Source organism: Achromobacter pulmonis (assembly GCF_002885955.2).
In the GTDB taxonomy this organism is placed as follows: Bacteria; Pseudomonadota; Gammaproteobacteria; order Burkholderiales; family Burkholderiaceae_B; genus Achromobacter; species Achromobacter pulmonis_A.
Window position 1 is genome coordinate 561,989 of the sequence record NZ_POQS01000001.1, and the last position, 24,074, is coordinate 586,062.

Below are 24,074 nucleotides of genomic sequence, written 5' to 3' on the forward strand. Positions count from 1 at the left end.
GTTAGCCCTTGGAGCGCCCCTCGTGCAAGCGCTGGCGCCATATTCGCCGTGACCATCGTCATCGTCGACGACCACCGGGACTGGCGCGATACCATCGCCGAGTTCATCGCCGACCTCGGCCTGGGCGGTCCCATCCTCACCGCCGGCTCGCTGGCCGAGCTGGACCGCCTGCTGCTCGACGTGACCCCGGGCATCCTGGTGCTGGACGCCATGCTGCCCGACGGCGACGCGCTGACCCGCGTATCGCACCTGCGCACCAGCTTTCCGTCCATGGGCATCATCATGCTCACCGGACGGCTGCTGAGCGAAGACAAGGTGTCCGGCCTGAGCCTGGGCGCCGACCACTACCTGACCAAACCCGTCAACCTGGCCGAGCTGGGCGCCACCCTGGTGGCGCTGGCCCGCCGCCTGCGCGTGGTGCCCGGCGACGGCGAGGCCCGGCCCGGCGGCTGGCGCTTCGATCCGGCGCGCCGCGTGCTGCTCTCGCCCGGGCAGGTGCGCGTGGACATCACCGACACCGAAAGCCGGCTGGTCGGCGCCCTGGTCCAGGCCGCCCCGCTGCCGCTGTCGCGCGCCCGCCTGATCGAGGCCCTGGGCGCCAGCGCAGCGGCCTACGACACCCACCGGCTCGATGCGCACGTGCACCGGCTGCGCCGCAAGCTGCGCGAACAGACCGGCGGCGACCTCGGCATCCGCACCGTCTACGGCGTGGGCTACGTCTGCACCGAACCCGTGCAGATCGTCGGCGGCGTCCAACCCTGAGAATCCCGACCATGCACTCCCCTATCCGTCCCCGCCGTTCCGTCCTGTACATGCCGGGGGCCAACGCCCGCGCGCTCGACAAGGCGCGCAGCCTGGACGCCGACGTCCTGATCCTGGACCTGGAAGACGCCGTCGCGCCCGACGCCAAGGCGCAGGCGCGCGAACAGGTAGCCGCCGCCCTGTGCGCCGGCGGCTACGGACGGCGCGAATGCGTGGTGCGCGTCAACGCGCTGGACACGCCCTGGGGCCGCGACGACGTGCGCGTCATCGCCCGCGCCGGCGCCGACGCCGTGCTGCTGCCCAAGGTGCAGTCGGCCGCCGAACTGGCGGCGCTGGCGCAGGCGCTGGACGAAGCCGGCGCGCCCGCCGGCCTGCCGCTATGGGCGATGGCGGAAACGCCGCTGGGCTTTCTGCGCCTCGACGCCATCGCCGGCGGGCATCCCCGGCTGGCCGCCATCGTGGTCGGCACCTCCGACCTGGTCAAGGACCTGCACGCCCGCCACACGCCGTCACGCGAAGAAACCCTGCTGGCGCGCTCGCTGGCGGTGATGGCGGCGCGCGCCCACGGCCTGGCCGTGCTGGACGGCGTGCACCTGGACCTGCACGACGACACCGGCCTGGCCGCGGCCTGCAAGCAGGGGCGCGACCAGGGATTCGACGGCAAGACGCTGATCCACCCGAAACAGATCGCGGCCGCCAACGCCGCGTTCGCGCCCACCGAGGACGAACTGGCCGGCGCGCGCCGGCGCCTGGAAGCCTGGCGCGCGGCGCAGGCTGCCGGCCAGGGCGTGGCCGTGGTCGACGGCGCGCTGGTGGAAAACCTGCACGCGCAGGAAGCGCTGCGCGTGCTGGCGCTGGCCGAGGCCATCGCGCGGGCTTGAAATGCGCAAGTCAGGAGGGTATCTATGGAAAGCTCCAAGGTCGGCTATCGGCAAGGTCATGCCTACGATGCCTCTCGCCGGAACTGGTCGAATGACGGACCACGCCCTATTCGCTGGCACGCGTGGTACACCGCGAGCCCCGATGCGGTCGAACGACCGCTCGCAGTCCCCTCCACGGAGCCCCTGTTCCTCATGGGAACGGTCGCGCGCGACGCGCCGATCAACGAGAAATGGCGGCAATACCCCGTCGTGCTGCTCTCGCACGGCACCGGCGGAACGGCGACGAGCCTGGGCTGGATCGCCCGAGCCTTGGCTGCCGCCGGGTACGTGGTGATCGGTGTCGATCATCACGGCAATACCGCTTCTGAGCCATACCGACCCGAGGGTTTCCTGTGCTGGTGGGAACGTCCGCGGGATCTATCCGTAGCGCTCGATTCGCTCGCAAACGAGGGTTTTTTCGCTGGCCGCCTCGATACCTCACGGGTCGCGTGCGTCGGCTTCTCTCTTGGCGGATATACGGCTGTCTCCATTCTCGGCGCAATCACCGATATGGATCGCTTCAACCAATGGGCTGGAACTTCAGACTCCGGCCGGGTGCCGCGCGAATTTCCGGGCCTCGGTGGTCATATTGAACCGTTGCTGCGTGATAGCGCGGTCTTTCGAACATCGTGGGAGCGCCAGTCCGCTTCCTGCGCCGACCCGCGGGTAAGGGTCGTTGTCGCCCTTGCTCCCGCGCCGCCGGTGCGCGCCTTCACGCCGAACAGCCTCGCCGAGATCGCGGTTCCCGTGACCGTGCTGGCGGGAGAAGCCGACCGTGAAGCGCCTATCGAACCCTGCGCCATGTGGCTGGCGGAACGACTGCCGCGTTGCAAACTGCATTCTCTTGGCGCTCATGTCGGACACTACACCTTGCTCTGCGCCGGGACTGAGGCTGGACGCAAGCTGGAGCCGGAACTGTGCATCGACCTCCCCGGCGTCGATCGTCAAGAAGTTCACAAGTCCGCCGTTCAACTTGCCCTGCAGGCGCTTGCCGCCGGTCTGCCAAGGTGAGGACCCGATCGCGGGCTTAGGGCGCCTACCGGGGATCTGTACAATACCGACCCTTCCCCGGTCCCTCTTTGCGCCGCAGCCTGCGGCGGGAGCGCGGCCGCGCCAGCTCCTCCATGATCCGCTTCCAACAAGTTTCACTCGCCCGCGGCGTCAAGCCGCTGCTCGACCGCGCCGACCTGCTCCTGAACCCGGGCGACAAGATCGGCCTGATCGGCGCCAACGGCGCCGGCAAGTCCAGCCTGTTCGGGCTGCTGCGCGGCACGCTGCACGCGGACCAGGGCGACCTGGACTTCCCGGCGAACTGGCGCATGGCGCACGTGGCGCAGGAGACGCCCGCGCTGGACCGTCCCGCCATCGAATACGCGATCGACGGCGACGTCACGCTGCGCCGCCTGGAAGCCGAGCTGGCGGCCCTGGAGGCCGAGCCCGAAAGCGCCGAGAACGGCCTGCGCATGGCCGACATCTACGCCGCGCTGGCCGACGCCGACGCCTACACCGTGCATTCGCGCGCCGAACAGCTGCTGACCGGCCTGGGCTTCACCCAGGCGCAGATGCATCTGCCGCTGACCAGCTTCTCCGGCGGCTGGCGCATGCGCCTGAACCTGGCGCAGGCGCTGATGTGCCCGTCCGACCTGCTGCTGCTGGACGAGCCCACCAACCACCTGGACCTGGACGCCATCATCTGGCTGGAGGACTGGCTCAAGCGCTATCCCGGCACGCTGATCGTGATCTCGCACGACCGCGATTTCCTGGACGGCGTGGTCAACGTCATCGTCCATATCGACGAACGCAAGCTCAAGCGCTACTCCGGCAATTATTCGTCTTTCGAACGCCAGCGCGCCGCCCAGCTCGAACTGGCGCAGGGCATGATGGAGAAGCAGATGCGCCAGCGCGCGCACCTGCAATCCTTCATCGACCGCTTCAAGGCGCAGGCCAGCAAGGCGCGCCAGGCGCAAAGCCGCATCAAGGCGCTGGCGCGCATGGAGGAAGTGGCGCCGCTGCGCGCGGCCGCCGAGTTCTCGTTCGAGTTCCGCGAGCCGCTGCGCGCGCCCAATCCGCTGCTGACCATGGACCGGGTCAGCGCCGGCTACCGCAGCATCGACGAGGACACGCAGGCCGCCTCCGACAAGATCATCGTCTCGGGCATCAATTTCTCGCTGCAGGCGGGCCAGCGCATCGGCCTGTTGGGCATCAACGGCGCCGGCAAGTCGACCTTCATCAAGACCATCGCCGGCGAGCTGGATACGCTGGCCGGCGACACGCAGTTCAACAAGGGCCTGTCGATCGGCTATTTCGCCCAGCACCAGGTGGAGATGCTGCGCCACGACGAATCGCCGCTGTGGCACATGACCAAGGCCGCGCCCAACGTGCGCGAGCAGGAGCTGCGCAACTTCCTGGGCAGCTTCAACTTCAACGGCGCCATGGCCACCAGTTCCATCGCGCCGTTCTCCGGCGGCGAAAAGGCGCGGCTGGCGCTGGCGCTCATCGTGTGGCAGCGCCCCAACCTGCTGCTCCTGGACGAGCCCACCAACCACCTGGACCTGGAAACCCGCGAGGCGCTGACCTCGGCGCTGGCGCAGTTCGAAGGCACGCTGGTGCTGGTGTCGCACGACCGCCATCTGCTGCGCGCCACCACCGACCAGTTCATCATCGTGGCCGACGGCAAGGTCAGCCCCTTCGACGGCGACCTGGACGACTACAAGAACTGGCTGTACCAGACCAAGCTGGGCGCCAAGGCCGCGTAAGCCGTCCCCGGGCCGGTCAGGCCAGCGCCGTGGGATACGGGCTGGTGTCGATGTGTTCCAGCATGCCGTAGGCCAGGCGCTCCATCAGCCGGGCGCGCACGCCGGCGTGGGCCGGGTCGTCCCACAGATTGCGCGTTTCATGCGGGTCCCGCGCCAGGTCGTACAGCTCGCCCCAGCGCGCGCCGTCGTACACCGTGGCGCGAAAGCCCTCGGCCAGCAGCGTGCGGCAGCGGATGCGGCTGTCGAAGCCCAGGATCACGCGCTGGCCTTCCTCTTCGATCATCAGCGCGTCGCGCAACGCCGTCTCGCGCCCCGCGATCAGGCCCGCCATATCGCGGCCCTGGATGCCGTTATAGGGCTGCACGCCGGCGCGCGCCAACACCGTGGGCGCCACGTCGATGGTGCTGAGCAAGGCTACGCTGGCCGCGCCCGGGCGGCCGGCCGAGGCAGGATCGCGCCAGATGAACGGCACCCGCGTCAGGCCGCGGTAGTGGATCGGCCCCTTCAGCATCAGCTGGTGGTCGCCGAGGTAGTCGCCGTGGTCGCTGGTGAAGATCACCACCGTGTTGGAGGCCAGGCCCAGCGCGTCCAGCTCCGCCAGCACGCGGCCGATCTGGTTGTCGATATTGGCGATGGACCCGTAGTTCAGCGCCAGGGCCTCGCGCGCCTCGCGCTCGTTGCAGGCGAAGATCGCCGGCGTGTGCCTGATCGCCGTGCCGGCGTCGCGCTGGGCGCGCAGCCAGGCCACGTGGGGAGGCGGCGGCTCGGCCGAATGGAAGGACGCCGGCAGCTCCATGTCCTCGGGCCGGTACATGTCCCAGAACCGGCCGGGCGGCGTGAACGGATGGTGCGGGTCCGGAAACGAACACTGCATGAAGAACGGCCGCCCCTGCGCCGCGTAGCCGCGCAGCGCCTCGATGCTGCGGTCGGCGATATAGGCGGTGGGATACAGCGCTTCCGGCACGCGCGTGCGCCAGGCCTGGCGGATCTGCGTGAGCGCGTATTCCGGCGCGGGCGTGGCCTGCGCCGGGCCGATCATGGCTTCCACCTCGGGATACTCGCGGCGCAGCCAGCGGCGGTAATGGCCGTGCACGTCGTCGCTATGGTCGTCGACCAGGTCCACCTGCTCGAAGCCGTAGTACGGCAGGCTCAGGTCGTGGTCGTCGCGCTCCAGCCACAGCTTGCGCAGCTCCTGGTCGTAGCGCCCGGCGTCGGGCGTCACGGCCTCGTGCGGCAGCCGGTCTTCGGCCCGCACCGGCCAGGAAGGCGCGATGTCGGTCATGTTCTGCAGGTGCACCTTGCCGACCAGCGAGGTGCCGTAGCCGGCCTGGCGCATGGCTTCGACGAAGGTGCGGCTGCGCAGCGACAGCGCGATGCCGTTGTGGCGCGCGCCGTGCGCGGAAGGGTAGCGCCCCGTCATCAGGCTGGCCCGGTTGGGCATGCAGATGGGCGTGGCCACGTGCATGTTGTCGGCGCGCCAGCCGCCGGCGGCCAGCCGGTCCAGGTTGGGCGTGCGGACCACGCGGTTGCCATAGGCGCCGACATGGTCGGCGCGATGCTGGTCGGTGATGAACAGCAGGAAGTTCACGGGCTGGGCGGCCGGGGTCATTGCTTCGCTCCGGACTGTTCCACCGCGGCGCGCCAGGCCGGCATGTCGCGCGCGACCATGTCGCCGAACGCCTGCGGCGTCATGTAGATGGGCACCATGCCCAGCGGCTGCAGCGCCTGGGCGAAGGAAGCGTCGGTCAGCACGGCCCGCAGGTCCTCGCTCAGCCGCGACAGCACGGCCTGCGGCGTGCCCGCGGGCGCGAACAGGCCGATCCACGAACGCACTCCGACGTTGGCGGCCACGTCGGAGAACAGCGGCACGTCCGGCAGCGCGGCGTATTTCTCGGTATTGGCCACGCCCAGCACCTTGACGCGGCCCGACGCCAGGAACGGAATGGCCGGGGCGATCCCACCTATCATCAGCGGCACGTGCCCGGCCACCAGGTCGGCCATGGCGGGCGCGGCGCCCTTGTACGGCGCATGCACCACTTCCAGGCCCGCGGCCCGCTTGAGCTGTTCCATGGCGAGCTGGTGCACCGTGCCCAGCCCGGGCGAGCCGTAGGTGTACTTGCCGGGGTTCTGCTTGAGCAGGCTGACGGCCTCGGCCAGCGTGGACGCCGGAAAGTCGGCGTTGGCCAACAGCACCACCACGTTGTCCGCCACCAGCCCGACCGGCGCGAAGTCGCGCAACGGGTCGTACGGCAGCTTGTCGTACAGCGCGCTGTTGATGCCGTGGGTGTTGGTGGTGCCCATCAGGAGCGTATAGCCGTCCGGCGCGGCCCGCGCCACCTGGCCGGCGGCGATATTGCCGCCCGCGCCCGGCTTGTTCTCCACCACCAGCGTGTAGCCGCGCGGCTCCAGGCGCTGCGCGAGCTGGCGCGTCAGCACGTCCACCGCGCCGCCCGGCGCGAACGGCACCACGATCTGCACCGGCCGCGCCGGATACGCCTCGGCCGCGGCGCCGGGCGCCGCCATGCCGCAGGCCCAGCCCGCCGCCAGGGCCATCCACAACCTTTTCATTGCTGTCTCCATCCCGGCGCCCTGTCCCGGCGCCTGATCTATCGAGCGGCAAGTATGCCCAGCCGGCTCGGGCGCTGTGAAATGAAATAAACTGAACTATTCATAACCGCAAGGATATGTTCGGCCATGACCAAGCGAGCCGGCACCCACCTCAAGCGGCGCCACGCCGAACTGCTGGTCGCGCTGGACGACGAGCGGCATCTCGGGCGCGCCGCCGAGCGCATGCACATGTCGCAGCCCGCCGCCTCCAAGGCCCTGGCCCAGCTGGAAGAACAGGTGGGCTACGCCCTGTTCGAACGCGGAACCCAGGGCAGCCACCCCACCCATGCCGGAATGGTTATGGTGCGCCACGCCCGCTACAGCCTGGGCGCGGCCGACCGGGTCGCCGCCGAACTGCAGGCGGCCGAAGAGCGCGGCGCCAGCCTGCTGCGCCTGGGCACCCTGCCCTCGGCCGCGCCCAGGCTCGCGCCGCAGCTGGTCGCGCACCTCATGCCGCAGGTCGAGCGGCTGGAGATCAAGCTGGTCGAGGGCGCGCTCAACGAATTGCTGGAAAAGCTGGCCCGCGACGAACTCGATATCGTGCTGGGACGCCTGGCCAGCCGCATGCTGCCGCCGGACTGCGACGTCATCCGCCTGTACGAGGAACCGATCGTGGCCGTCGCGCGCCCCGACCATCCTCTGGCCGGCCGCGACACCCTGGAAACCGGGGAACTGGCGCGCTGGCCCTGGGTGCTGCCGCTGGAGGACACGTTGATGCGCGAGCGGCTGGAAGAGGCTTTTCTGCGCGCCGGCGTGCGCGCGCCGGCGTCCAGCCTGCAGTCCAACTCACTGCTTGCGACGCTTGCGCTGCTGGCGCGGCACGACTGGCTGGCGGCGTTGCCCCGGGCGATCGCGCGCTATTGCGAACGGCAAGGCGGCGTCGCCATCCTGCCGCTGCGGCTGGAGGCGAACTTCGGCGACATCGGTGCCGTGATCAACCGCAACTCGGCCGGCGCGCCCGCGGTGCAGGCGGCCCTGGCGTGGCTGCGCGGCCAGGCCGCGGACGGATCTCAGCCGGCCCGGTAGCCCAGCAGCGCGCTGGCGGCCTCGGCCTCGCGCCGCAGCGCCCGGGCGATGGGCCCGTCCGGCGATGGATCGAAACCCCCGGTGGCGCCCAGCGCGGTCAGCGCCGCGCACGGCCGGCCGTCATGATTGAGCAGCGGCGCGGACACGGCGCTGATGCCCTTGAGGTTGGTGTCGCGCACCGTGGCGCAGCCCTGTTCCAGCACCTCGCGGCGCAGACGGCCGATCGGATCGGCGGGGTCGAGCTGCGCGCGCAGCTCGGCCGGGGCGCGCGCCAATTCCGCCTCCGCCAGGGCGCGCACCCGCGCGTCGTCCTGCAGGGACAGGAACACCCGGCCCGTGGCGGACCACAGCATCGACAGCACCGAGCCCATGCGCACGTTCACCGTGACCGGCAGGCCCGGCTCTTCGAAGCGCACGATGGTCGGCCCCTTGTTGCCCATGACCGCGATGAAGCAGGTCACCTCCAGCCCTTCGCGCAGCCGGATCAGCCCGGGTTCGGCCAGGCGGATGGGATCGGCCTGGCGCAGGGCCGCCAGGCCCAGCAGCATCGCTTCCAGGCCCAGGAAATACTGCTGGCTGGCGGCGTCCTGCGCCACCAGGCCCGCCTCCATCAGGCTCACCAGATAGCGGTGCACCTTGGCCGGGCTTTCCTCCAGGCGCGTGGCCAGCAGCGTCAGGCTGGCGCGCCCGCCCAGGCGGCCCAGCTCCTTCAACACCACCATGCCGGTTTCGGCGGCCTGCACGCGCTGGCGCCGCTGGCGCGGCCGCGGCGCGTCGGCGGACGGGACGGAATTGGGGCTGGATTCGGAAGTCTGACTCATGGCGGCGCGAGGGATAGGCCGTCAGCCGGCGGCTGACCTGCCCGGAGATTACCCCAATTGAAAATTTACGCTATGCGTATATGATTTACGCAATTGTAATCCGGAGTGATCGTCATGGCCCAGCCCTCCCCGCAATCGCCTTCGCCCGCCGGCAACGCCGGCGGCTGTCCCGTCGACCACGCCGCCCTGGCCGCGGCCCGGGGCTGTCCCGTCAGCCCGCGGGCGGCCGAGTTCGACCCCTTCGGCGACGGCTACCAGCAGGACCCGCCCGAATACGTGCGCTGGGCGCGCGAACAGGAACCGGTGTTCTACAGCCCCAAGCTGGGTTATTGGGTGGTCACGCGCTACGACGACATCAAGGCCGTGTTCCGCGACAACCACACCTTCAGCCCGTCCATCGCGCTGGAAAAAATCACCCCCACCGGCCCCGAGGCCAACGCCGTGCTGGAAAGCTACGGCTACGCCATGAACCGCACCCTGGTCAACGAAGACGAGCCGGCCCACATGGCGCGCCGGCGCGCGCTGATGGACCCGTTCACGCCCGAGGCCCTCAAGCACCATGAGCCCATGGTGCGCCGGCTCACCCGCGAATACGTGGACCGCTTCATCGACGACGGCCGCGCCGACCTGGTCGACCAGATGCTGTGGGAAGTGCCGCTGACGGTCGCCCTGCACTTCCTGGGCGTGCCCGAGGAAGACATGGACCGGCTGCGCGAATATTCCATCGCGCACACCGTCAACACCTGGGGCCGGCCCAAGCCCGAAGAACAGGTCGCCGTGGCCCATGCCGTGGGCAATTTCTGGCAGCTGGCGGGCAAGATCCTGGACAAGATGCGCCAGGACCCCGACGCGCCGGGCTGGATGCAGTACGGCATCCGCAAGCAGCGCGAATTCCCCGACGTGGTCACCGACTCCTATCTGCATTCGATGATGATGGCCGGCATCGTCGCCGCGCACGAGACCACCGCCAACGCCTCGGCCAACGCCATCAAGCTCCTGCTGCAGCACCCCGAGGCCTGGCGCGAGCTGTGCGAAGACCCGGGCCTGCTGCCCAACGCGGTCGAGGAATGCCTGCGCCACAACGGCTCGGTCGCCGCGTGGCGGCGCCTGGCCACGCGCGACACCGAGATCGCCGGCGTCGCGATCCCCGCCGGCGCCAAGCTGCTGATCGTGTCGTCCTCGGCCAACCACGACGAGCGCCATTTCGCCGACGCCGACTTTTTCGACATCCGCCGCGAGAACGCCAGCGACCAGTTGACCTTCGGCTACGGCGCGCATCAGTGCATGGGCAAGAACCTGGCGCGCATGGAGATGCAGATCTTCCTGGAAGAGCTGACCCGCCGGCTGCCGCACCTGCGCCTGGCCGAGCAGCGCTTCACCTATGTACCCAACACCTCGTTCCGCGGCCCCGAACACCTGTGGGTGGAATGGGACCCGGCCGCCAATCCCGAACGCCGCGATCCCTCGCTGCTGGCCCGCAGCCAGCCGGTGCGCATCGGCGAACCCTCGACCCACGCCATCAGCCGCAAGCTGGTGGTGACCTCGGTCGCCGCCGCGGCCGACGGCGTCGCGCGCATCCGCATGGCCTCGCCCGACGGCAAGCCGCTGCCGCGCTGGACGCCCGGCTCCCACATCGACATCGAATGCGGCGACACCGGGCTGTCGCGCCAATACTCGCTTTGCGGCGACCCGGCCGACAGCGGCGCGCTGGAGATCGCGGTGCTGCGCGAGGCCGATGGCCGCGGCGGCTCGGCCTGGGTGCATGAACACCTGCGCCCCGGAAGCAGCGTGCGGGTGCGCGGGCCGCGCAATCATTTCCGGATGGACGAAAGCGCCGCGCGCCTGATCCTCATCGCCGGCGGCATCGGCATCACGCCCATCAGCGCCATGGCGCGCCGCGCGCGCGAACTGGGCCTGGACTACCAGTTGCACTACAGCGGCCGCAGCCGCCGCTGCATGGCGCTGCTGGACGAACTGGCCGGGCTGCACGGCGAGCGCCTGCACCTGCACGTCGGCGACGAAGGCGGCCGCAACGATTTCGCCGCCCTGCTCGCCCGGCCGGACGCCGGCGCCCAGATCTACGCCTGCGGTCCCGAGCGCATGCTGAGCGCGCTGCAGCAGGCCTGCGCGCACTGGCCCGAGGACGCCTTGCGCGTGGAGCATTTCCATTCCAGCCTGGCCACGCTGGACCCGTCGCGCGAACACGCGTTCGAGGCGGAGCTGAAGGACTCCGGCATCGTGGTGCAGGTGCCGGCCGGCCAGACCCTGCTGGCGGCATTGCGCGGCGCCAACATCGACGTGCAGAGCGATTGCGAGGAAGGGCTTTGCGGGTCTTGCGAGGTGCGCGTGCTGGACGGCGCCATCGACCATCGCGACGTGGTGCTCACGCGCGCCGAACGCGAGGCCGGCCAGCGCATGATGGCCTGCTGCTCGCGCGCCCGCGAAGGCCGCATCGTGCTGGAGCTGTAGCGCGCGCCGCGCCGCAACGCCCGGCGCCGCGCATTCGCCTGAAACGGGCCTGAACGCGTTACAATCCATGCCCCGCTCATCACGACGTCCCGCAACACGCGGGACGCGTTTTTTTGTCGCCGGGCCTTCCCAAGCATGCCGATCAAAGACCAATTATTTCTCGCCAGCCAGTACCTCGCGCCCCACCACCTGGTGTCGCGCCTTTTCGGTCTGGCCGCCGACTGCCGGGAACCCGCGGTCAAGAACTGGATGATCTCGCGTTTCGTGCGCCGCTACGGCGTGGACATGCGCGAGGCCCTGCAGGAAGATCCGCTGGCCTACGATTGCTTCAATGATTTCTTCACCCGCGCGCTCAAAGAAGGCGCGCGCCCCTGCGACGACGAGCCGGGTTCGGTGGTCTGCCCCGCCGACGGCGCCATCAGCCAGATGGGCGCCATCGAGCACGGCCGCATCTTCCAGGCCAAGGGCCATTCCTACGGCCTGGCCGAGCTGCTGGGCGGCGACGCCGAACGCGCCGCGCCGTTCCAGGGCGGCGAATTCGCCACCGTCTACCTCTCGCCCAAGGACTATCACCGCGTGCACATGCCGGTCGCCGGCACGCTGCGCGAAATGATCCACGTCCCGGGCCGCCTGTTCTCGGTCAACCCGCTGACGGCGCGCAACGTGCCGCGCCTGTTCGCGCGCAACGAGCGAGTGGTCTGCATCTTCGACACCGAATACGGGCCGATGGCGCTGGTGCTGGTGGGCGCGATGATCGTGGCCTCCATCGAAACCGTGTGGGCCGGGCTGGTCACGCCGCACAAGCGCCGCGTGCGCGCCGTGCGCTACGACGACGCCGCGCGCGCGCCCATCCATCTGGCCAAGGGCGCCGAAATGGGCCGCTTCAAGCTGGGTTCGACCGCCATCGTGCTGTTCGGGCCGGGCAAGATCCGCTGGGCCGACACGCCCGCGGTGCTGGGCCCCGTGCGCATGGGCGAACTGATGGCGCTGCCGGCCTGAAGCCGGCAGGGCTTGTTCTCCAAAATCGAATCTGGATGTCGGGATTTATTCGCTTTATGCGATGAATCCGCGTTGCTAGATTACGGGCTTTTGCGGGCCCGCCATGACATCCATCCTTCCGTCCGTCACCGTTCCCGGCAGCAGCCCCGCCGAGGCCTCGCGGCCGCTGCCGCGCGCGCTGCAACGCATGCTGTCGCTGGATGATTTCGAGGCCGCCGCGCGCCGCCGCCTGCCGCGCCCGATCTTCGGCTACATCGCCGGCGCGGCCGAAGACAACCAGTCGCTGCGCAGCAACCGCGAGGCCTTCGGCCGCTACGCGTTCGCGCCGCGCGTGCTGGTGGACGTGTCGCGCCGCAGCCAGCAGACCGAACTGTTCGGACGCCGCTACGCCTCGCCCTTCGGCATCGCGCCGATGGGCATCAGCGCGCTGTCGACCTACCGCGGCGACATCGTGCTGGCGCGCGCCGCCCGCGCGCAAGGCGTCCCGGCCATCCTCAGCGGGACTTCGCTGATTCCGCTGGAAGACGTGATCCGCGAAGCGCCCGGCACCTGGTTCCAGGCCTATCTGCCGGGCGATCCGCAGCGCATCGACGCGCTGGTCGAACGCGCGCGCCGCGCCGGTTTCGAAACCCTGGTGCTGACGGTGGACATCCCGGTGTCGGCCAATCGCGAAAACAACGTGCGCACCGGCTTTTCCACGCCGCTCAAGCCCAGCCTGCGGCTGGCCTGGGACGGCGTCACGCGCCCGCGCTGGTTGGCCGGCACCTTTCTGCGCACGCTGCTCAAGCACGGCATGCCGCATTTCGAGAATTCCTTCGCCACGCGCGGCGCGCCCATCGTCTCGGCCTCGGTGCTGCGCGACTTCAGCGCGCGCGACCACCTGAACTGGGAACACGTGGCCCGCATCCGCCGGCAATGGCCCGGCGCGCTGATCATCAAGGGCATCTTGCACCCGCAGGACGCGGCGCTGGCCCGCAGCCACGGCGCCGACGGCGTCATCGTCTCGAACCACGGCGGCCGCCAGCTCGACGGCGCGATCTCGCCGCTGCGCGCGCTGCCCGGCGTGGTCGCGGCCGCCGGGGACATGACGGTGATGATGGACAGCGGCATCCGCCGCGGCAGCGACGTGCTCAAGGCCCTGGCGCTGGGCGCGCGCCACGTGTTCGTGGGCCGCCCCTTCAACTATGCGGCGGCGGTCGGCGGCGAGGCCGGCGTGGCGCATGCCATCGGCCTGCTGCGCGCCGAGATCGACCGCAACATGGCCATGCTGGGAATCAATACCTTGCGCGAAATGGACGCAGGCCTGCTGGCCCGCGAGAGCCTGGCAGATTAAGGCAGATTCGTATCAGCGGCGCTCCGGCCCCGGCATAGAATGGCGGTTCTTTTGCCATGCGCGCCCCGGGCGCGCCCGCGCCGCCGATGTCGCTACGCCAATCCACGTTTTTCCTGCGTTTCCTGACCCTGGGCGCGCTGGCCCACGTCTATGTGGGCGCACGCCTGATCCCCGACGCCCTGCTGGGCGGCGCCGGCTCGGCGGCGGCCATACTGTTGCTGGCGCTGTCCTGCATCCTGATTCCGCTGGGCATGCTGGCCCGCTCCTCGATGCACGCGCCCTGGGGCGACCGCAATGCCTGGGTCGGGCTCTTCGCCATGGGGCTGTTCTCGTCGCTGTTCGTGCTGACGGTGATACGCGACGCGCTGTTGCTGCTGGGCTGGCTGGCCACGCTGCCGCTGGACGTCTCGCCGCCCTGGCGCGCGCTGCGCCAGTTCAGCGCCTGGGCGGTCGCGCTGCTGGCGCTGTGCGGCACGCTGGTGGGCCTGGTCAACGCGCGGCGGCGCGCCCGCATCGTCGACGTGGACGTGCCCATTTCGAACCTGCCGCCCGACCTGGACGGCTTCACCATCGTGCAGATCAGCGACATCCACGTCGGTCCCACCATCAAGCGGAACTACGTCCGCGCCATCGTCGACGCCGTCAACGGGCTGCTGCCCGACATGGTCGCCATCACCGGCGACGTGGTCGACGGCAGCGTGGAGCAGCTGGCCGATCACACCCGCCCGCTGGGCGAATTGCGCGCGCCCTACGGCGTCTACCTGGTCACCGGCAACCACGAATACTATTCGGGCGTCACGCCCTGGGTGGCGGAGTTCCGCCGCCTGGGCCTGCGCGTGCTGATGAACGAGCATGCGGTGATCCATCCCCTGGGCCTGCCGATGGTGGTGGCCGGCGTCACCGACTACGGCGCCGGCGCCTACGATCCCCGGCACGGCAGCAGTCCCGCCGGCGCGCTGGCCGGCGCACCGGCCGACGCCCGTCCCCGCATCCTGCTGGCCCATCAGCCGCGCAGCGCCGCCGCGGCCGAAGCGCTGGGCTTCAACCTGCAGCTGTCCGGCCACACGCATGGCGGCCAGTTCTTTCCGTGGGGATACTTCGTGCGCTTCCAGCAGCCCTACACCGCCGGGCTGCACCGCCTGGGCAATATGTGGGTCTACGTCAGCCGCGGCACCGGCTATTGGGGCCCGCCCAAGCGCCTGGGCGCGCCCTCCGAAATCACGCGGCTGCGGCTGCGCTCGTGTTGATCGCCTCAGGCGTTGTCCGGCAGCGGCCCGCGCTCCAGGTAGCTGGTCAGGGCGATATCGCTGGTGGTGTTGGTGATGCCCTCGATCTGGTGGATGCGCGCCAGCAACAGCTCCAGCGCCTGGGTATCGCGCACCCGCACCTTCAGCAGCATCGCGCTCTTGCCGGTGATGGTGTGGATCTCTTCCACCTCGTTCAGTTCGGCCAGCCCCAGCACCTGCTGCGTAATGGTCCAGTTGGCCGTGTCCACGTGCACGAAGGCCAGCAGCGGGCGCCCGATGCGCGCGCCGTCCAGCCGGGCGGCGATGCCCTTGATCAGCCCGTCGCGCTTGAGGCGCTTGACCCGCTCGTGCACCGCCGGGGCGGAAAGGTTCAGCATCTTGCCCAGCTCCGCATAGCTGGGCGTGGCGTCGGCCGCCAGCAGCGTTAACAGTTTTCGGTCGCGGTCGTCTAGGTCTGACATTGGAATCGTGTTATGCCGAACGGCATTCGAACTTTTATGGAATAAGGGAATATAGGAGTTAACCCTTATTTTATTCCAATAAAATCCCCGGATGCCGAATCGTGACACCCCCAGCAGTTCGCTGTCCAAATCCCCAGTTTCTTCCGTCCCCGCGCTGATGTTCGCCGTCAGCGTGGTGGGTTCCAACGGCCTGGCGCTCAGCCCCATCCTGAGCGACGTGGCGCGTTCGTTCTCGACCTCGGCGCTGACCATCAGCACCGCCATCTCGGCCTACGGCGCGGCCACGGCGGCCAGCGCCTTCCTGCTGGCCGCGCGCATCGACCGCATCGGCATCCGGCGCGCGCTGCTGGGCGCCATGGCCGTGCTGATCGCCGCATTGGTCCTGTCCGCGGCCGCGCCGCACTGGATCGTGCTGACGCTGGCCCAGGCCCTGGCCGGCGGCGCGGCCGGCGTGATCCTGCCGGCCGCCTACGGCTCGGCCTCCCTGATCGCCCCGCCGGGACAGGAAGCGCGCACGCTGGGGCGCGTGATCGCCGGCTGGTCGGTGTCGCTGGTGGCCGGCGTGCCGCTGTCGGCCCTGATTTCCGACGCGGTGGGCTGGCGCGCCACCTACGCCACGCTGGCGCTGTGCGCCGCGGTCGCCGTGCTGGGCCTGCGACGCCTGCCCGAGCGCCGCGCGGCCAACCCCGCTGCGCTGCGCCTGTCGCGCCTGTTGGCGCCGCTGTCCTACCGCGACGTGCCGGTCCTGCTGCTGGGCTGCCTGGCGTTCTCCGCCGCCTTCTACGGCGTCTACGCGTTCCTGGCCGATCACGTGCGCGCGCTGCTGGCGCTATCGGCCGGACAGGTGGGCTTTATCGCGTTCGCGTATGGCGCGGGCTTTCTGCTGGCCGGCGTGACGGGCGCGCCGCTGATCGAACGCGCCGGCCCGCGCCGCGCGCTGCCGCTGGCGCTGGGCGTGATCGCCATGGTCTACCTGGGCCTGCTGCCGGCGGCCCATTCGCTGGCCGCGGTGCTCGCCGTCGCCGTGCTGTGGGGCGCCGCCTCGCAGCTCAGCCTCAACCTGCTGGTGCTGCTGCTATCGCGCGCCCGCCCCGAGGAACGCGGCGCGGTGCTGGGCCTGAACACCTGCACCACCTACCTGGGTTCCAGCCTGGGCACCGCCATCGCCGGCACCATCTATACCCACGCCGGCTTCGAGGCGCTGGGACTGGCAGCCGCCGCCGCCCTGGCCTGCGCGGCCGCGGGCCTGCACTGGCGCCTGAACCGCGGGCGCGCCGCGCGCGGACGGGCCGCCGCCTGACCGGCGGGGAGGCGCTTCGGGGATTCAGATGCGGTATTGCACCGCGCAATCGCGGCCGGCGCGCTTGGCCTGGTAAAGCGCGAAATCGGCCCGGCGCAGCACGTCCGAGGCATTCGCGTCGTCGGGCGAAAACCGCGCAATGCCGCCGCTGACCGACAGCGTCACCGCTTCGCCGTCGATCTCGGCCGGGTTCTGGCGCAGGCTGGCGCGCAGCCGCGCGTAGACCGCCTGCGCCACGTCCACGTCCGCGCCGGCCAGCAGCACCAGGAATTCCTCTCCGCCCAGCCGGCCGATGGAATCGCATTCCCGCACGCAGGCGCGCAGCTGATCGCAGAAATGGCGCAGCGCGGCGTCGCCGCCCAGGTGCCCGTAGCGGTCATTGACCTGCTTGAAATAGTCCATGTCCAGCATCAGCACCGTATTCGGCCCGTCTTCGCCATGCCGGGCTTCGGCCTGCCGGTCTTCCACGCGCTTGAGGATCTCGGCCCGGTTCCAGCAATCGGTCAGGCTGTCGACCCGCGCCATGCGGGCCAGCGCGGCCTCGGTGCGCCGGCTGTCGGTGACGTCCATGCCGATATTGATCACCCTGCCGTCGGGCAGGCGGATGTTCGACCACAACACCGACAGGCGCTCGCCGTTGCGCGCCAGCGGATGCCATTCGCGAAACGAGCGGCTGGGCTGCGGGCCGACGGTGTCGATGACCCGCTGGCGCAGCTGCGGATCGGGATAGAACAGCGCCAGCGGCTCGCTGGCGGCCATAATCTCGGCGCTCGACCAGCCGAAACGCCGTTCGCAGGCTTCGTTCCACAGCGTGCAGCGGCCGTCCGGCCCGAAAGCGTTGATCAGCACCGGCGCCGTCTGGAACAGGGCCTCGTACTGGGCCACCACCTCGCGCAGGCGCTGCAGTTCCTGCCCGCACTCCGTCGCATCCAGCCCGGCCGGCGATCCTGGGGCCAGCGTCTGGACGCTGGCCGCGACGATATTGAACGGAGTACTGAGCATGGCTCTGCGATCGGTGGATGGCGGCGGCCGGCCAGGCCGGCGGATAAGCCGGACCGGCTACGCGGCATCGACGGCGCCGTCGTGCCTGGCTGGGATATGTCCGAGCCAGTATACGTTCGATATCCGCCGGCGACTGCCAAGAATCGTCAACGCCCGCCCGGGGAATTCCCTACCAGGGAAAGTCGATCAGATCGCCGTACAGGCTGCGCAGCTTGGCCTTGACCTCGGGCGACTGCTGATAGATGGAGATGAAGCGCAGCAGCCGCGGATCCTGCGCCCCCGCGGGCGTGGCGACCCAGCGGATGGCGTAGCGGCGCACGTTGACGGGGTCGGTGTTGTCGAACGCCAGCCCGTCCTTTTCGTCTATGCCCGCCTGCTTGGCGAAAGTGGTGTACGTGACCGACGCGGTCACGTCGTCGAAGGTGCGCGCCGACTGCGAACCCTCGATCTGTACGAACTTCAGCCGCCTGGGATTGTCGGTCACGTCTTCCAGCGCCGCCCGGTGGGCCACGCCGGGCTTGAGCTTGATCAGGCCCATGGACTCCAGCAGCAACAGGGCCCGCCCGGTGTTGACCGGATCGTTGGGCACCGCGATGGTCGCGCGTTCGGGCACCGCATCGCCCTTTTTCAGCTTCTTGGAGAACAGCCCGATCGTGGTGGAATAGCCATAGGCCACCGGCACCAGGTTGGCGCCGCGGCGCTGGTTGAACAATTGCAGAAACGGTTCGTGCTGGAAGAAATTGGCGTCCACCGAACCGTCGGCCACCGCGATGTTGGGCAGCACCCAGTCGTTGAATTCCACCAGCTCCACGTTCAGCCCTTCGCGCCTGGCCTGCTCGATGGCCAGTTCGGTGGCCACGTTGGCCACGCTGGGGATCACGCCGATGCGCAGCGGCTTGTCCTGCGCCGTGGCGGCGCCCGCCGCGGCCAGAGCCAGCACGGCCGCGGCCGCGCCGCGCGTCAAAGTCGAAATCAGTCGTTGCAGCAGCATGAAAACCTTCCAGGAAGAAAACCGGCGCAGGCGCTATTGTGCAGCAGGCGCCGGCCGCGGCCGGCAAAGGCCTTGGTCATGCAATGGCAATCCAACGACCGGCCAGGAGCGCTAAGATGGCAGCAGTACGACCTCGGGAGAACCGCATGAGCGCCGTATTGACATCCCACCGCGACATGGTCGAAGACCAGCTGGGCGCGCACAACTACCATCCGCTGGACGTCGTGATCGCGCGCGGCAGCGGCGTCTGGCTCTACGACGTGGACGGCCGCCGCTACCTCGACTGCCTGTCGGCCTATTCGGCCGTCAACCAGGGCCACTGCCACCCGGCCATCCTGGCCGCCATGACGGAACAGGCGCAAAAGCTCACGCTGACCTCGCGCGCCTTCCGCCACGACCAGATGGCGCCCTTCTACGAAGACCTCGCCCGCCTGACCGGCGCGCACAAGATCCTGCCCATGAACAGCGGGGCCGAGGCGGTGGAAACCGCCATCAAGGCGGTGCGCAAATGGGGCTACGAAGTGCGCGGCGTGCCGGAGAACCGGGCCGAGATCATCGTCTGCGCCAATAATTTCCATGGCCGCACCCTGGGCATCGTCGGATTCTCCACCGACCCGGATGCCTACGGGCATTACGGCCCCTTCGCGCCGGGCTTCAAGATCGTTCCCTTCGGCGACTACGCGGCCTTCGAGACCGCCATCACGCCCCATACCGTCGCCTTCCTGGTCGAACCCATCCAGGGCGAAGCCGGCGTGATCCTGCCCCCGGCCGGCTATTTCCCGCGCGTGCGCCAGCGCTGCACCGAACGCGGCGTCACGCTGATCCTGGACGAAATCCAGACCGGCCTGGGCCGCACCGGCCGGCTGCTGGCCGAAGAGCACGAAGGCATCGAGGCCGACGTGACGCTGATCGGCAAGGCCTTGTCGGGCGGCTTCTATCCCGTGTCCGCGGTGCTGTCCAACGCCGACGTGCTGGGCGTGTTCCAGCCCGGCCAGCACGGCAGCACCTTCGGCGGCAACCCGCTGGCCTGCGCCATCGCGCGCGCCGCGCTGCGCGTGCTGACCGAGGAAGGCATGATAGAAAACGCCGCCGTGATGGGCGAGTACTTCCTGGAACGCCTGCGGGCGCTGCCCGGCCCGGTGCGCGCCGTGCGCGGCCGCGGCCTGATGCTGGCCGTGGAGCTGGAACCGGACGCCGGCGGCGCGCGCCTGTGGTGCGAACGCCTGCAGGCACGCGGGATGCTGGTCAAGGACACCCACGGCCATACCCTGCGCCTGTCGCCGCCCCTGATCGTGACGCGCGACCAGATCGACTGGGCCTGCGACCAGCTCACCGCGGTACTATCCGCCCCCTGACCACGCCTTACGTCCGGAGCGCCACTTGCATCCCCATACCGCCAACCTGCCCCGCCGCATCGCGCTCATCGGCGCGCCCACCGACATCGGCGCCGGCGCCCGCGGCGCCTCCATGGGCCCCGAGGCCCTGCGCGTGGCCGATCTGGGCCCCGTGATCGAGGCCCAGGGCTTCGAGGTCGTCGACCGCGGCAATCTGTACGGCCCGGCCAACCCCTGGCAGCCGCCGGTCGAAGGCTACCGCCACCTGGACGAAGTCGCGGCCTGGAACCGGGCGGTGCACGACGCCGTGCACGACGAACTGAGCCAGGGCAACCTGCCCATTCTGCTGGGTGGCGACCATTGCCTGGGCATCGGCTCCATCAGCGCCGTGGCGCGCCACTGCCGCGCGGCGGGCAAGAAGCTGCGGGTGCTGTGGCTGGACGCGCACGCCGACTTCAACACCAACGCGCTCACGCCCACCGGCAACATCCACGGCATGCCCGTGGCCTGCCTGTGCGGCTACGGTCCGGCCCAGATCACCGGCCTGTCGGGCCAGACCCCCGACATCGAAGCCGGCTGGGTCCGCCAGATCGGCATCCGCAGCGTGGACCAGGGCGAGAAGCGCCTGGTCCACGAAGCCGGCCTGGAAGTGTTCGACATGCGCTACCTCGACGAAATGGGCATGCGCGCCACCATGCAGGCCGCGCTTGCCGGCCTGGACGACGACACCCACCTGCACGTCAGCTTCGACGTGGACTTCCTCGACCCCGAGATCGCCCCCGGCGTGGGCACCACGGTGCCGGGCGGCCCCACCTACCGCGAAGCCCAGCTGTGCATGGAGATGATCGCCGACACCGGCCTGATGCGCTCGCTCGACGTGGTCGAACTGAACCCGGCCTTCGACGTGCGCAACAAGACCGCGGAGCTGGCCGTGGACCTCATCGAAAGCCTGTTCGGCAAGTCCACCCTGATGCGCCGCGGCGTTTGAGGCAAGCAGCCGCATTGCGGCACGCGCCCGCGCGATCCACCTAATTGACTTTGCCTGTACGTGAAAATAAATTCACGTGCAGGCATTTTTATTCACACTACAGAAAAACTTTTCAGTCGGCTGGAGCACCGACGGTCAGGCCAGATACACCGCGTCCCCAACCCCAATACCAATAATCGGCTCGCGCGCGGGCCGGGAGGCAAGCAGATGCGTATCACCCCCCTGTTGGCGGCCTTGGCCGCCGTCCTGGCCGCAGGCGCGGCCCAAGCCCAATCCGACGTGGTGCGCCTGGGCGTATCCAACGACCGTTCCGGCATTTACTCCGATCTGGGCGGACTGGGCTCGGAAATGGCGGTCCGCATGGCGGTCGAGGATTTCGGCGGCAAGGCGGCCGGCAAGACCGTGGAGGTCGTGGGCGCCGACAACCAGAACAAGGCCGACGTGGCTTCGGCGCTGGTGCGCCGCTGGTTCGACACCCAGAACCTGGTCGCGGTGGTGGACGGCGGCGCCAGTTCGGCCGGGCTGGCCGCACAGGGCGTGGCGCGCGAAAAAGGCGGCACCGCGCTGATCAGCGGCGGCTTCGCCGGAGACTTCAGCGGCAAGCAGTGCAGCAACCTCAGCACCCAGTGGGCGCCCGACACCTACGCGCTGGCCAATGCGGTGGTCAAGAGCGTGGTCGAAAGCGGCGGCAAGTCCTGGTACTTCATCACCACCGACTACGTGTTCGGCAAGTCGCTGGAAGGCAACGCCACGCGTTTCGTACAGAACGCCGGCGGCAAGGTCCTGGGCAGCACGCGCCATCCGCTGGGCGCGCTGGACTTCGCGTCCTTCCTGGTGCAGGCGCAATCGTCGCGGGCCGACGTGGTGGGCCTGGCCAGCGCCGGCGGCGACCTGGTCAACCTGATCAAGCAGGCCCAGGAATTCGGCCTGACCGGCGGCAAGCAGCGGCTGCTGACCTTCCTGACCTTCATCAACGACGTCCAGGCCATGGGCCTGCCCGTGGCCCAGGGTCTGACCTTTCCCACCGGCTTCTACTGGGACGCCGACGAGGACACCCGCGCCTGGACCCGCCGCTGGCAGGAAAAAATGGGCGTGACCCGCGCGCCGTCCATCGTGCAGGCGCTGAGCTACGTCGCGACCACCCATTATCTGCAGGCCGCCCAGGCCGCGGGCACCTTCGACGGCGCGGCCGTCAACCAGAAGATGCGCGAGCTGCCCATCACCACCAAGCTCATCAAGAACGCCCGCATCCGCCCCGAGGACGGCCGGGTCATCATGGACCTGTATCTGGTGGAAGTGAAAAAACCCGCCGAGTCCAAGTACGCCGGCGACTTCTACCGTATCCTGTCGACGGTGCCCGGCGACAAGGTATTCGTGTCGCTGGCCGACAGCGAATGCCCCAGCGTCAAGAAGTAATACCCCGGCAATACCTCACAACAGGAGACACCCATGAAGTGCTATTGCGTCGTGAACTTCCGCCAACCGCTAGAGGAAATGAACCCGCCCACGCCCACGCCGCAAGGGACGCAGGTGCTGCTCAAGGTTCGCGCGGCCGGCGTTTGCCACAGCGATATCCACTTGTGGGAAGGCGGCTACGACCTGGGCCAGGGCCGCACGCTGTCCCTGAAGGACCGCGGCGTTTCGCTGCCGCTGACCATGGGCCATGAAACCGTCGGCGCCGTGGTCGCGGCCGGCCCCGAAGCGCAGGGGCTGGCGCCGGACCGCAACTACCTGGTGTACCCCTGGATCGGCTGCGGCAAGTGCGCGCCCTGCCTGGCGGGCATGGAGAATCACTGCTCCGCCCCAGCCTGCCTGGGCGTGCACCGCGCCGGTGGCTACGCCGACCACATCCTGGTGCCGCACCCGCGCTACCTGATAGACATCGGCGACCTCGACCCGGCGCAGATCGCGCCCTACGCCTGCTCGGGCCTGACCACGTATGCGGCGCTCAAGAAGATCGGTGCCGACGTCTACCGCGAGCATCCCGTGGTGATCTTCGGCGCCGGCGGCCTGGGGCTGATGAGCCTGACCGTGCTCAAGGCGCTGGGCGGGGCCGGCGCCATCATGGTCGACATCGACCCGGCCAAGCGCCAGGCCGCGCTGGACGCCGGCGCGCTGGCGGCGATCGACGGCGCCGCGCCCGACGCGGCGCAGCAGATCATGGCGGCCGCGGGCGGCAAGCCGGTGCAGGCCGCGATCGACCTGGTCGGCGCGCCCGCCACCACCTCGCTAGCCTTCGACTTCCTGACCAAGGGCGGCAAGCTCGTCATCGTGGGGCTGTTCGGCGGCGCCTCGTCGTGGCCGATCGCGCTGATCCCCATGAAGGCGCTGTCCATCATCGGCAGCTACGTGGGCAACCTGGCCGAACTGCAGGAACTGATGGAACTGGTGCGCGCCGGCAAGGTGCCTCCCATTCCGGTGCGCCGCCACGCCCTGGCCGAGGCCGACAGCGTGCTGGCGGCGCTGCGCGCCGGCAAGGTGGTGGGCCGCGCCGTGCTGACCGACTGAGCCGCCCTACCCGCGCAGCCGCGGATCGTAGATGAAGCGTTCGCGCCGCACCACCTCGATGCGGGCGGCGTCCGGATGCGCGGGGTTGATGAGCAGGTTGCAGTCCGGCACGCCGCGGCTGGCCACGATGGCGCTGGGCAGTTGCAGCAGCGCCGACACGCCCGAGGCGACCCAGTTGTCGCCCACGCCCTGCGCCGCCTCGGCAAAGGGCACCGCGTCCCAGAAGGGATAATCCTGCTGCAGCTGGTCGATATCCAGCACCTGCCTGGCTTCATAGACGGCGTGCGGCACGGCCAGCTCGATCAGGTAGCGGTTGGCCTGCTCCGAGGCGCGCGCCGCGAAATGCACCACCGTCTCCAGCACGGCCAGGGCCACGCAGGACGAGGTATAGACCACCGGCGTGCCCGGGCTGTTGTAGCGCCCGCCCACCGCGGCCGCGCCGCCGCCGCTGAGATCGTCGGCCCGGTACTTGCCGGCGGTGGTGCCGATGCGCCACAGCGAAACCTTGGCGCTCATCGGGCCGCGCCTTCAGGCCGTGTCTTTCGATATG

21 protein-coding genes are annotated in these 24,074 nt (G+C 69.6%); 14 read left to right on the forward strand and 7 right to left on the reverse strand.

Going from position 1 to position 24,074, the window contains the following annotated elements:
• Window positions 1-48 precede the first annotated feature (48 nt).
• From C1I89_RS02570 to C1I89_RS02585, 4 genes are all read left to right on the forward strand, one after another.
• Window positions 49-762, forward strand: a complete 714-nt coding sequence (locus C1I89_RS02570; protein ID WP_102771231.1) for a response regulator transcription factor — start codon at window positions 49-51, stop codon at window positions 760-762.
• Window positions 763-773: 11 nt separating this feature from the next.
• Window positions 774-1,643 (forward strand): HpcH/HpaI aldolase/citrate lyase family protein, encoded by an 870-nt coding sequence (locus tag C1I89_RS02575; RefSeq protein WP_102771232.1) that lies wholly within the window; start codon window positions 774-776, stop codon window positions 1,641-1,643.
• A gap of 24 nt (window positions 1,644-1,667) precedes the next feature.
• Complete coding sequence (locus tag C1I89_RS02580; RefSeq protein WP_108627523.1) at window positions 1,668-2,693, forward strand: alpha/beta hydrolase family protein; 1,026 nt, start codon at window positions 1,668-1,670, stop codon at window positions 2,691-2,693.
• Between the two features lie 113 nt (window positions 2,694-2,806).
• Window positions 2,807-4,438 carry an ATP-binding cassette domain-containing protein gene (locus tag C1I89_RS02585; RefSeq protein ID WP_102771234.1) on the forward strand — a complete coding sequence of 544 codons (1,632 nt, stop codon included), beginning with the start codon at window positions 2,807-2,809 and terminating at the stop codon, window positions 4,436-4,438.
• 16 nt (window positions 4,439-4,454) lie between these two features.
• Here the strand turns inward: C1I89_RS02585 and C1I89_RS02590 are convergent, their stop codons facing one another.
• Window positions 4,455-6,047 (reverse strand): sulfatase family protein, encoded by a 1,593-nt coding sequence (locus C1I89_RS02590; RefSeq protein WP_102771235.1) that lies wholly within the window; start codon window positions 6,045-6,047, stop codon window positions 4,455-4,457.
• Window positions 6,044-7,006 carry a Bug family tripartite tricarboxylate transporter substrate binding protein gene (locus tag C1I89_RS02595; protein WP_102771236.1) on the reverse strand — a complete coding sequence of 321 codons (963 nt, stop codon included), beginning with the start codon at window positions 7,004-7,006 and terminating at the stop codon, window positions 6,044-6,046. The genes C1I89_RS02590 and C1I89_RS02595 overlap by 4 nt, the downstream gene beginning before the upstream one ends.
• Before the next feature lie 126 nt (window positions 7,007-7,132).
• Between C1I89_RS02595 and C1I89_RS02600 the strand changes: the two genes are divergently transcribed.
• On the forward strand, window positions 7,133-8,071 hold the full coding sequence (locus tag C1I89_RS02600) for a LysR substrate-binding domain-containing protein (protein WP_102771237.1): 939 nt from the start codon (window positions 7,133-7,135) through the stop codon (window positions 8,069-8,071).
• Here C1I89_RS02600 and C1I89_RS02605 read toward each other — a convergent pair.
• On the reverse strand, window positions 8,056-8,892 hold the full coding sequence (locus tag C1I89_RS02605; protein ID WP_102771238.1) for an IclR family transcriptional regulator: 837 nt from the start codon (window positions 8,890-8,892) through the stop codon (window positions 8,056-8,058). The genes C1I89_RS02600 and C1I89_RS02605 overlap by 16 nt on opposite strands.
• A gap of 114 nt (window positions 8,893-9,006) precedes the next feature.
• Between C1I89_RS02605 and C1I89_RS02610 the strand changes: the two genes are divergently transcribed.
• The 4 genes from C1I89_RS02610 (at window position 9,007) to C1I89_RS02625 (ending at window position 14,940) form a co-directional block, all read left to right on the forward strand.
• A complete protein-coding gene (locus C1I89_RS02610) occupies window positions 9,007-11,361 on the forward strand; it encodes a cytochrome P450/oxidoreductase (protein ID WP_102771239.1) in 2,355 nt (784 codons plus the stop codon).
• 135 nt (window positions 11,362-11,496) lie between these two features.
• Complete coding sequence (gene asd, locus C1I89_RS02615; protein WP_102771240.1) at window positions 11,497-12,360, forward strand: archaetidylserine decarboxylase; 864 nt, start codon at window positions 11,497-11,499, stop codon at window positions 12,358-12,360.
• Window positions 12,361-12,463: 103 nt separating this feature from the next.
• Window positions 12,464-13,693: an alpha-hydroxy acid oxidase gene (locus C1I89_RS02620; protein WP_102771241.1), complete on the forward strand. Its 1,230-nt coding sequence runs from the start codon at window positions 12,464-12,466 to the stop codon at window positions 13,691-13,693.
• 86 nt (window positions 13,694-13,779) lie between these two features.
• Window positions 13,780-14,940, forward strand: a complete 1,161-nt coding sequence (locus C1I89_RS02625) for a metallophosphoesterase (RefSeq protein ID WP_102771832.1) — start codon at window positions 13,780-13,782, stop codon at window positions 14,938-14,940.
• A gap of 5 nt (window positions 14,941-14,945) precedes the next feature.
• Here C1I89_RS02625 and C1I89_RS02630 read toward each other — a convergent pair whose 3' ends face one another.
• The gene (locus C1I89_RS02630; protein WP_102771242.1) at window positions 14,946-15,401 is read right to left on the reverse strand and encodes an Lrp/AsnC family transcriptional regulator; all 456 of its coding nucleotides are present in this window, start codon (window positions 15,399-15,401) and stop codon (window positions 14,946-14,948) included.
• A 91-nt stretch (window positions 15,402-15,492) separates the two neighbouring features.
• On the opposite strand from C1I89_RS02630, the gene C1I89_RS02635 reads away from it, so the two are divergent.
• Entirely contained in the window at window positions 15,493-16,701 is a 1,209-nt protein-coding gene (locus tag C1I89_RS02635) for an MFS transporter (RefSeq protein ID WP_258231317.1), read from the forward strand.
• A gap of 24 nt (window positions 16,702-16,725) precedes the next feature.
• On the opposite strand, the gene C1I89_RS02640 is transcribed toward C1I89_RS02635, so the two are convergent.
• Both C1I89_RS02640 and C1I89_RS02645 read right to left on the reverse strand, forming a co-directional pair.
• A complete protein-coding gene (locus C1I89_RS02640) occupies window positions 16,726-17,703 on the reverse strand; it encodes a GGDEF domain-containing protein (RefSeq protein ID WP_102771244.1) in 978 nt (325 codons plus the stop codon).
• Between the two features lie 169 nt (window positions 17,704-17,872).
• Entirely contained in the window at window positions 17,873-18,694 is an 822-nt protein-coding gene (locus C1I89_RS02645; RefSeq protein WP_102771245.1) for a MetQ/NlpA family ABC transporter substrate-binding protein, read from the reverse strand.
• Between the two features lie 146 nt (window positions 18,695-18,840).
• Between C1I89_RS02645 and rocD the strand changes: the two genes are divergently transcribed.
• The 4 genes from rocD to C1I89_RS02665 all read left to right on the forward strand — a co-directional run bounded on the left by rocD (window position 18,841) and on the right by C1I89_RS02665 (window position 23,524).
• Window positions 18,841-20,049 (forward strand): ornithine--oxo-acid transaminase, encoded by a 1,209-nt coding sequence (rocD, locus tag C1I89_RS02650; RefSeq protein WP_102771246.1) that lies wholly within the window; start codon window positions 18,841-18,843, stop codon window positions 20,047-20,049.
• Window positions 20,050-20,074: 25 nt separating this feature from the next.
• Window positions 20,075-21,016: an arginase gene (rocF, locus tag C1I89_RS02655; protein WP_102771247.1), complete on the forward strand. Its 942-nt coding sequence runs from the start codon at window positions 20,075-20,077 to the stop codon at window positions 21,014-21,016.
• Window positions 21,017-21,223: 207 nt separating this feature from the next.
• Window positions 21,224-22,432, forward strand: a complete 1,209-nt coding sequence (locus tag C1I89_RS02660) for an ABC transporter substrate-binding protein (protein ID WP_102771248.1) — start codon at window positions 21,224-21,226, stop codon at window positions 22,430-22,432.
• Window positions 22,433-22,465: 33 nt separating this feature from the next.
• Window positions 22,466-23,524, forward strand: coding sequence for an alcohol dehydrogenase (locus C1I89_RS02665; RefSeq protein WP_102771249.1), 1,059 nt, complete (start codon window positions 22,466-22,468; stop codon window positions 23,522-23,524).
• A gap of 6 nt (window positions 23,525-23,530) precedes the next feature.
• On the opposite strand, the gene C1I89_RS02670 is transcribed toward C1I89_RS02665, so the two are convergent.
• The gene (locus C1I89_RS02670; RefSeq protein ID WP_102771250.1) at window positions 23,531-24,040 is read right to left on the reverse strand and encodes an RES family NAD+ phosphorylase; all 510 of its coding nucleotides are present in this window, start codon (window positions 24,038-24,040) and stop codon (window positions 23,531-23,533) included.
• Window positions 24,041-24,074 lie beyond the last annotated feature (34 nt).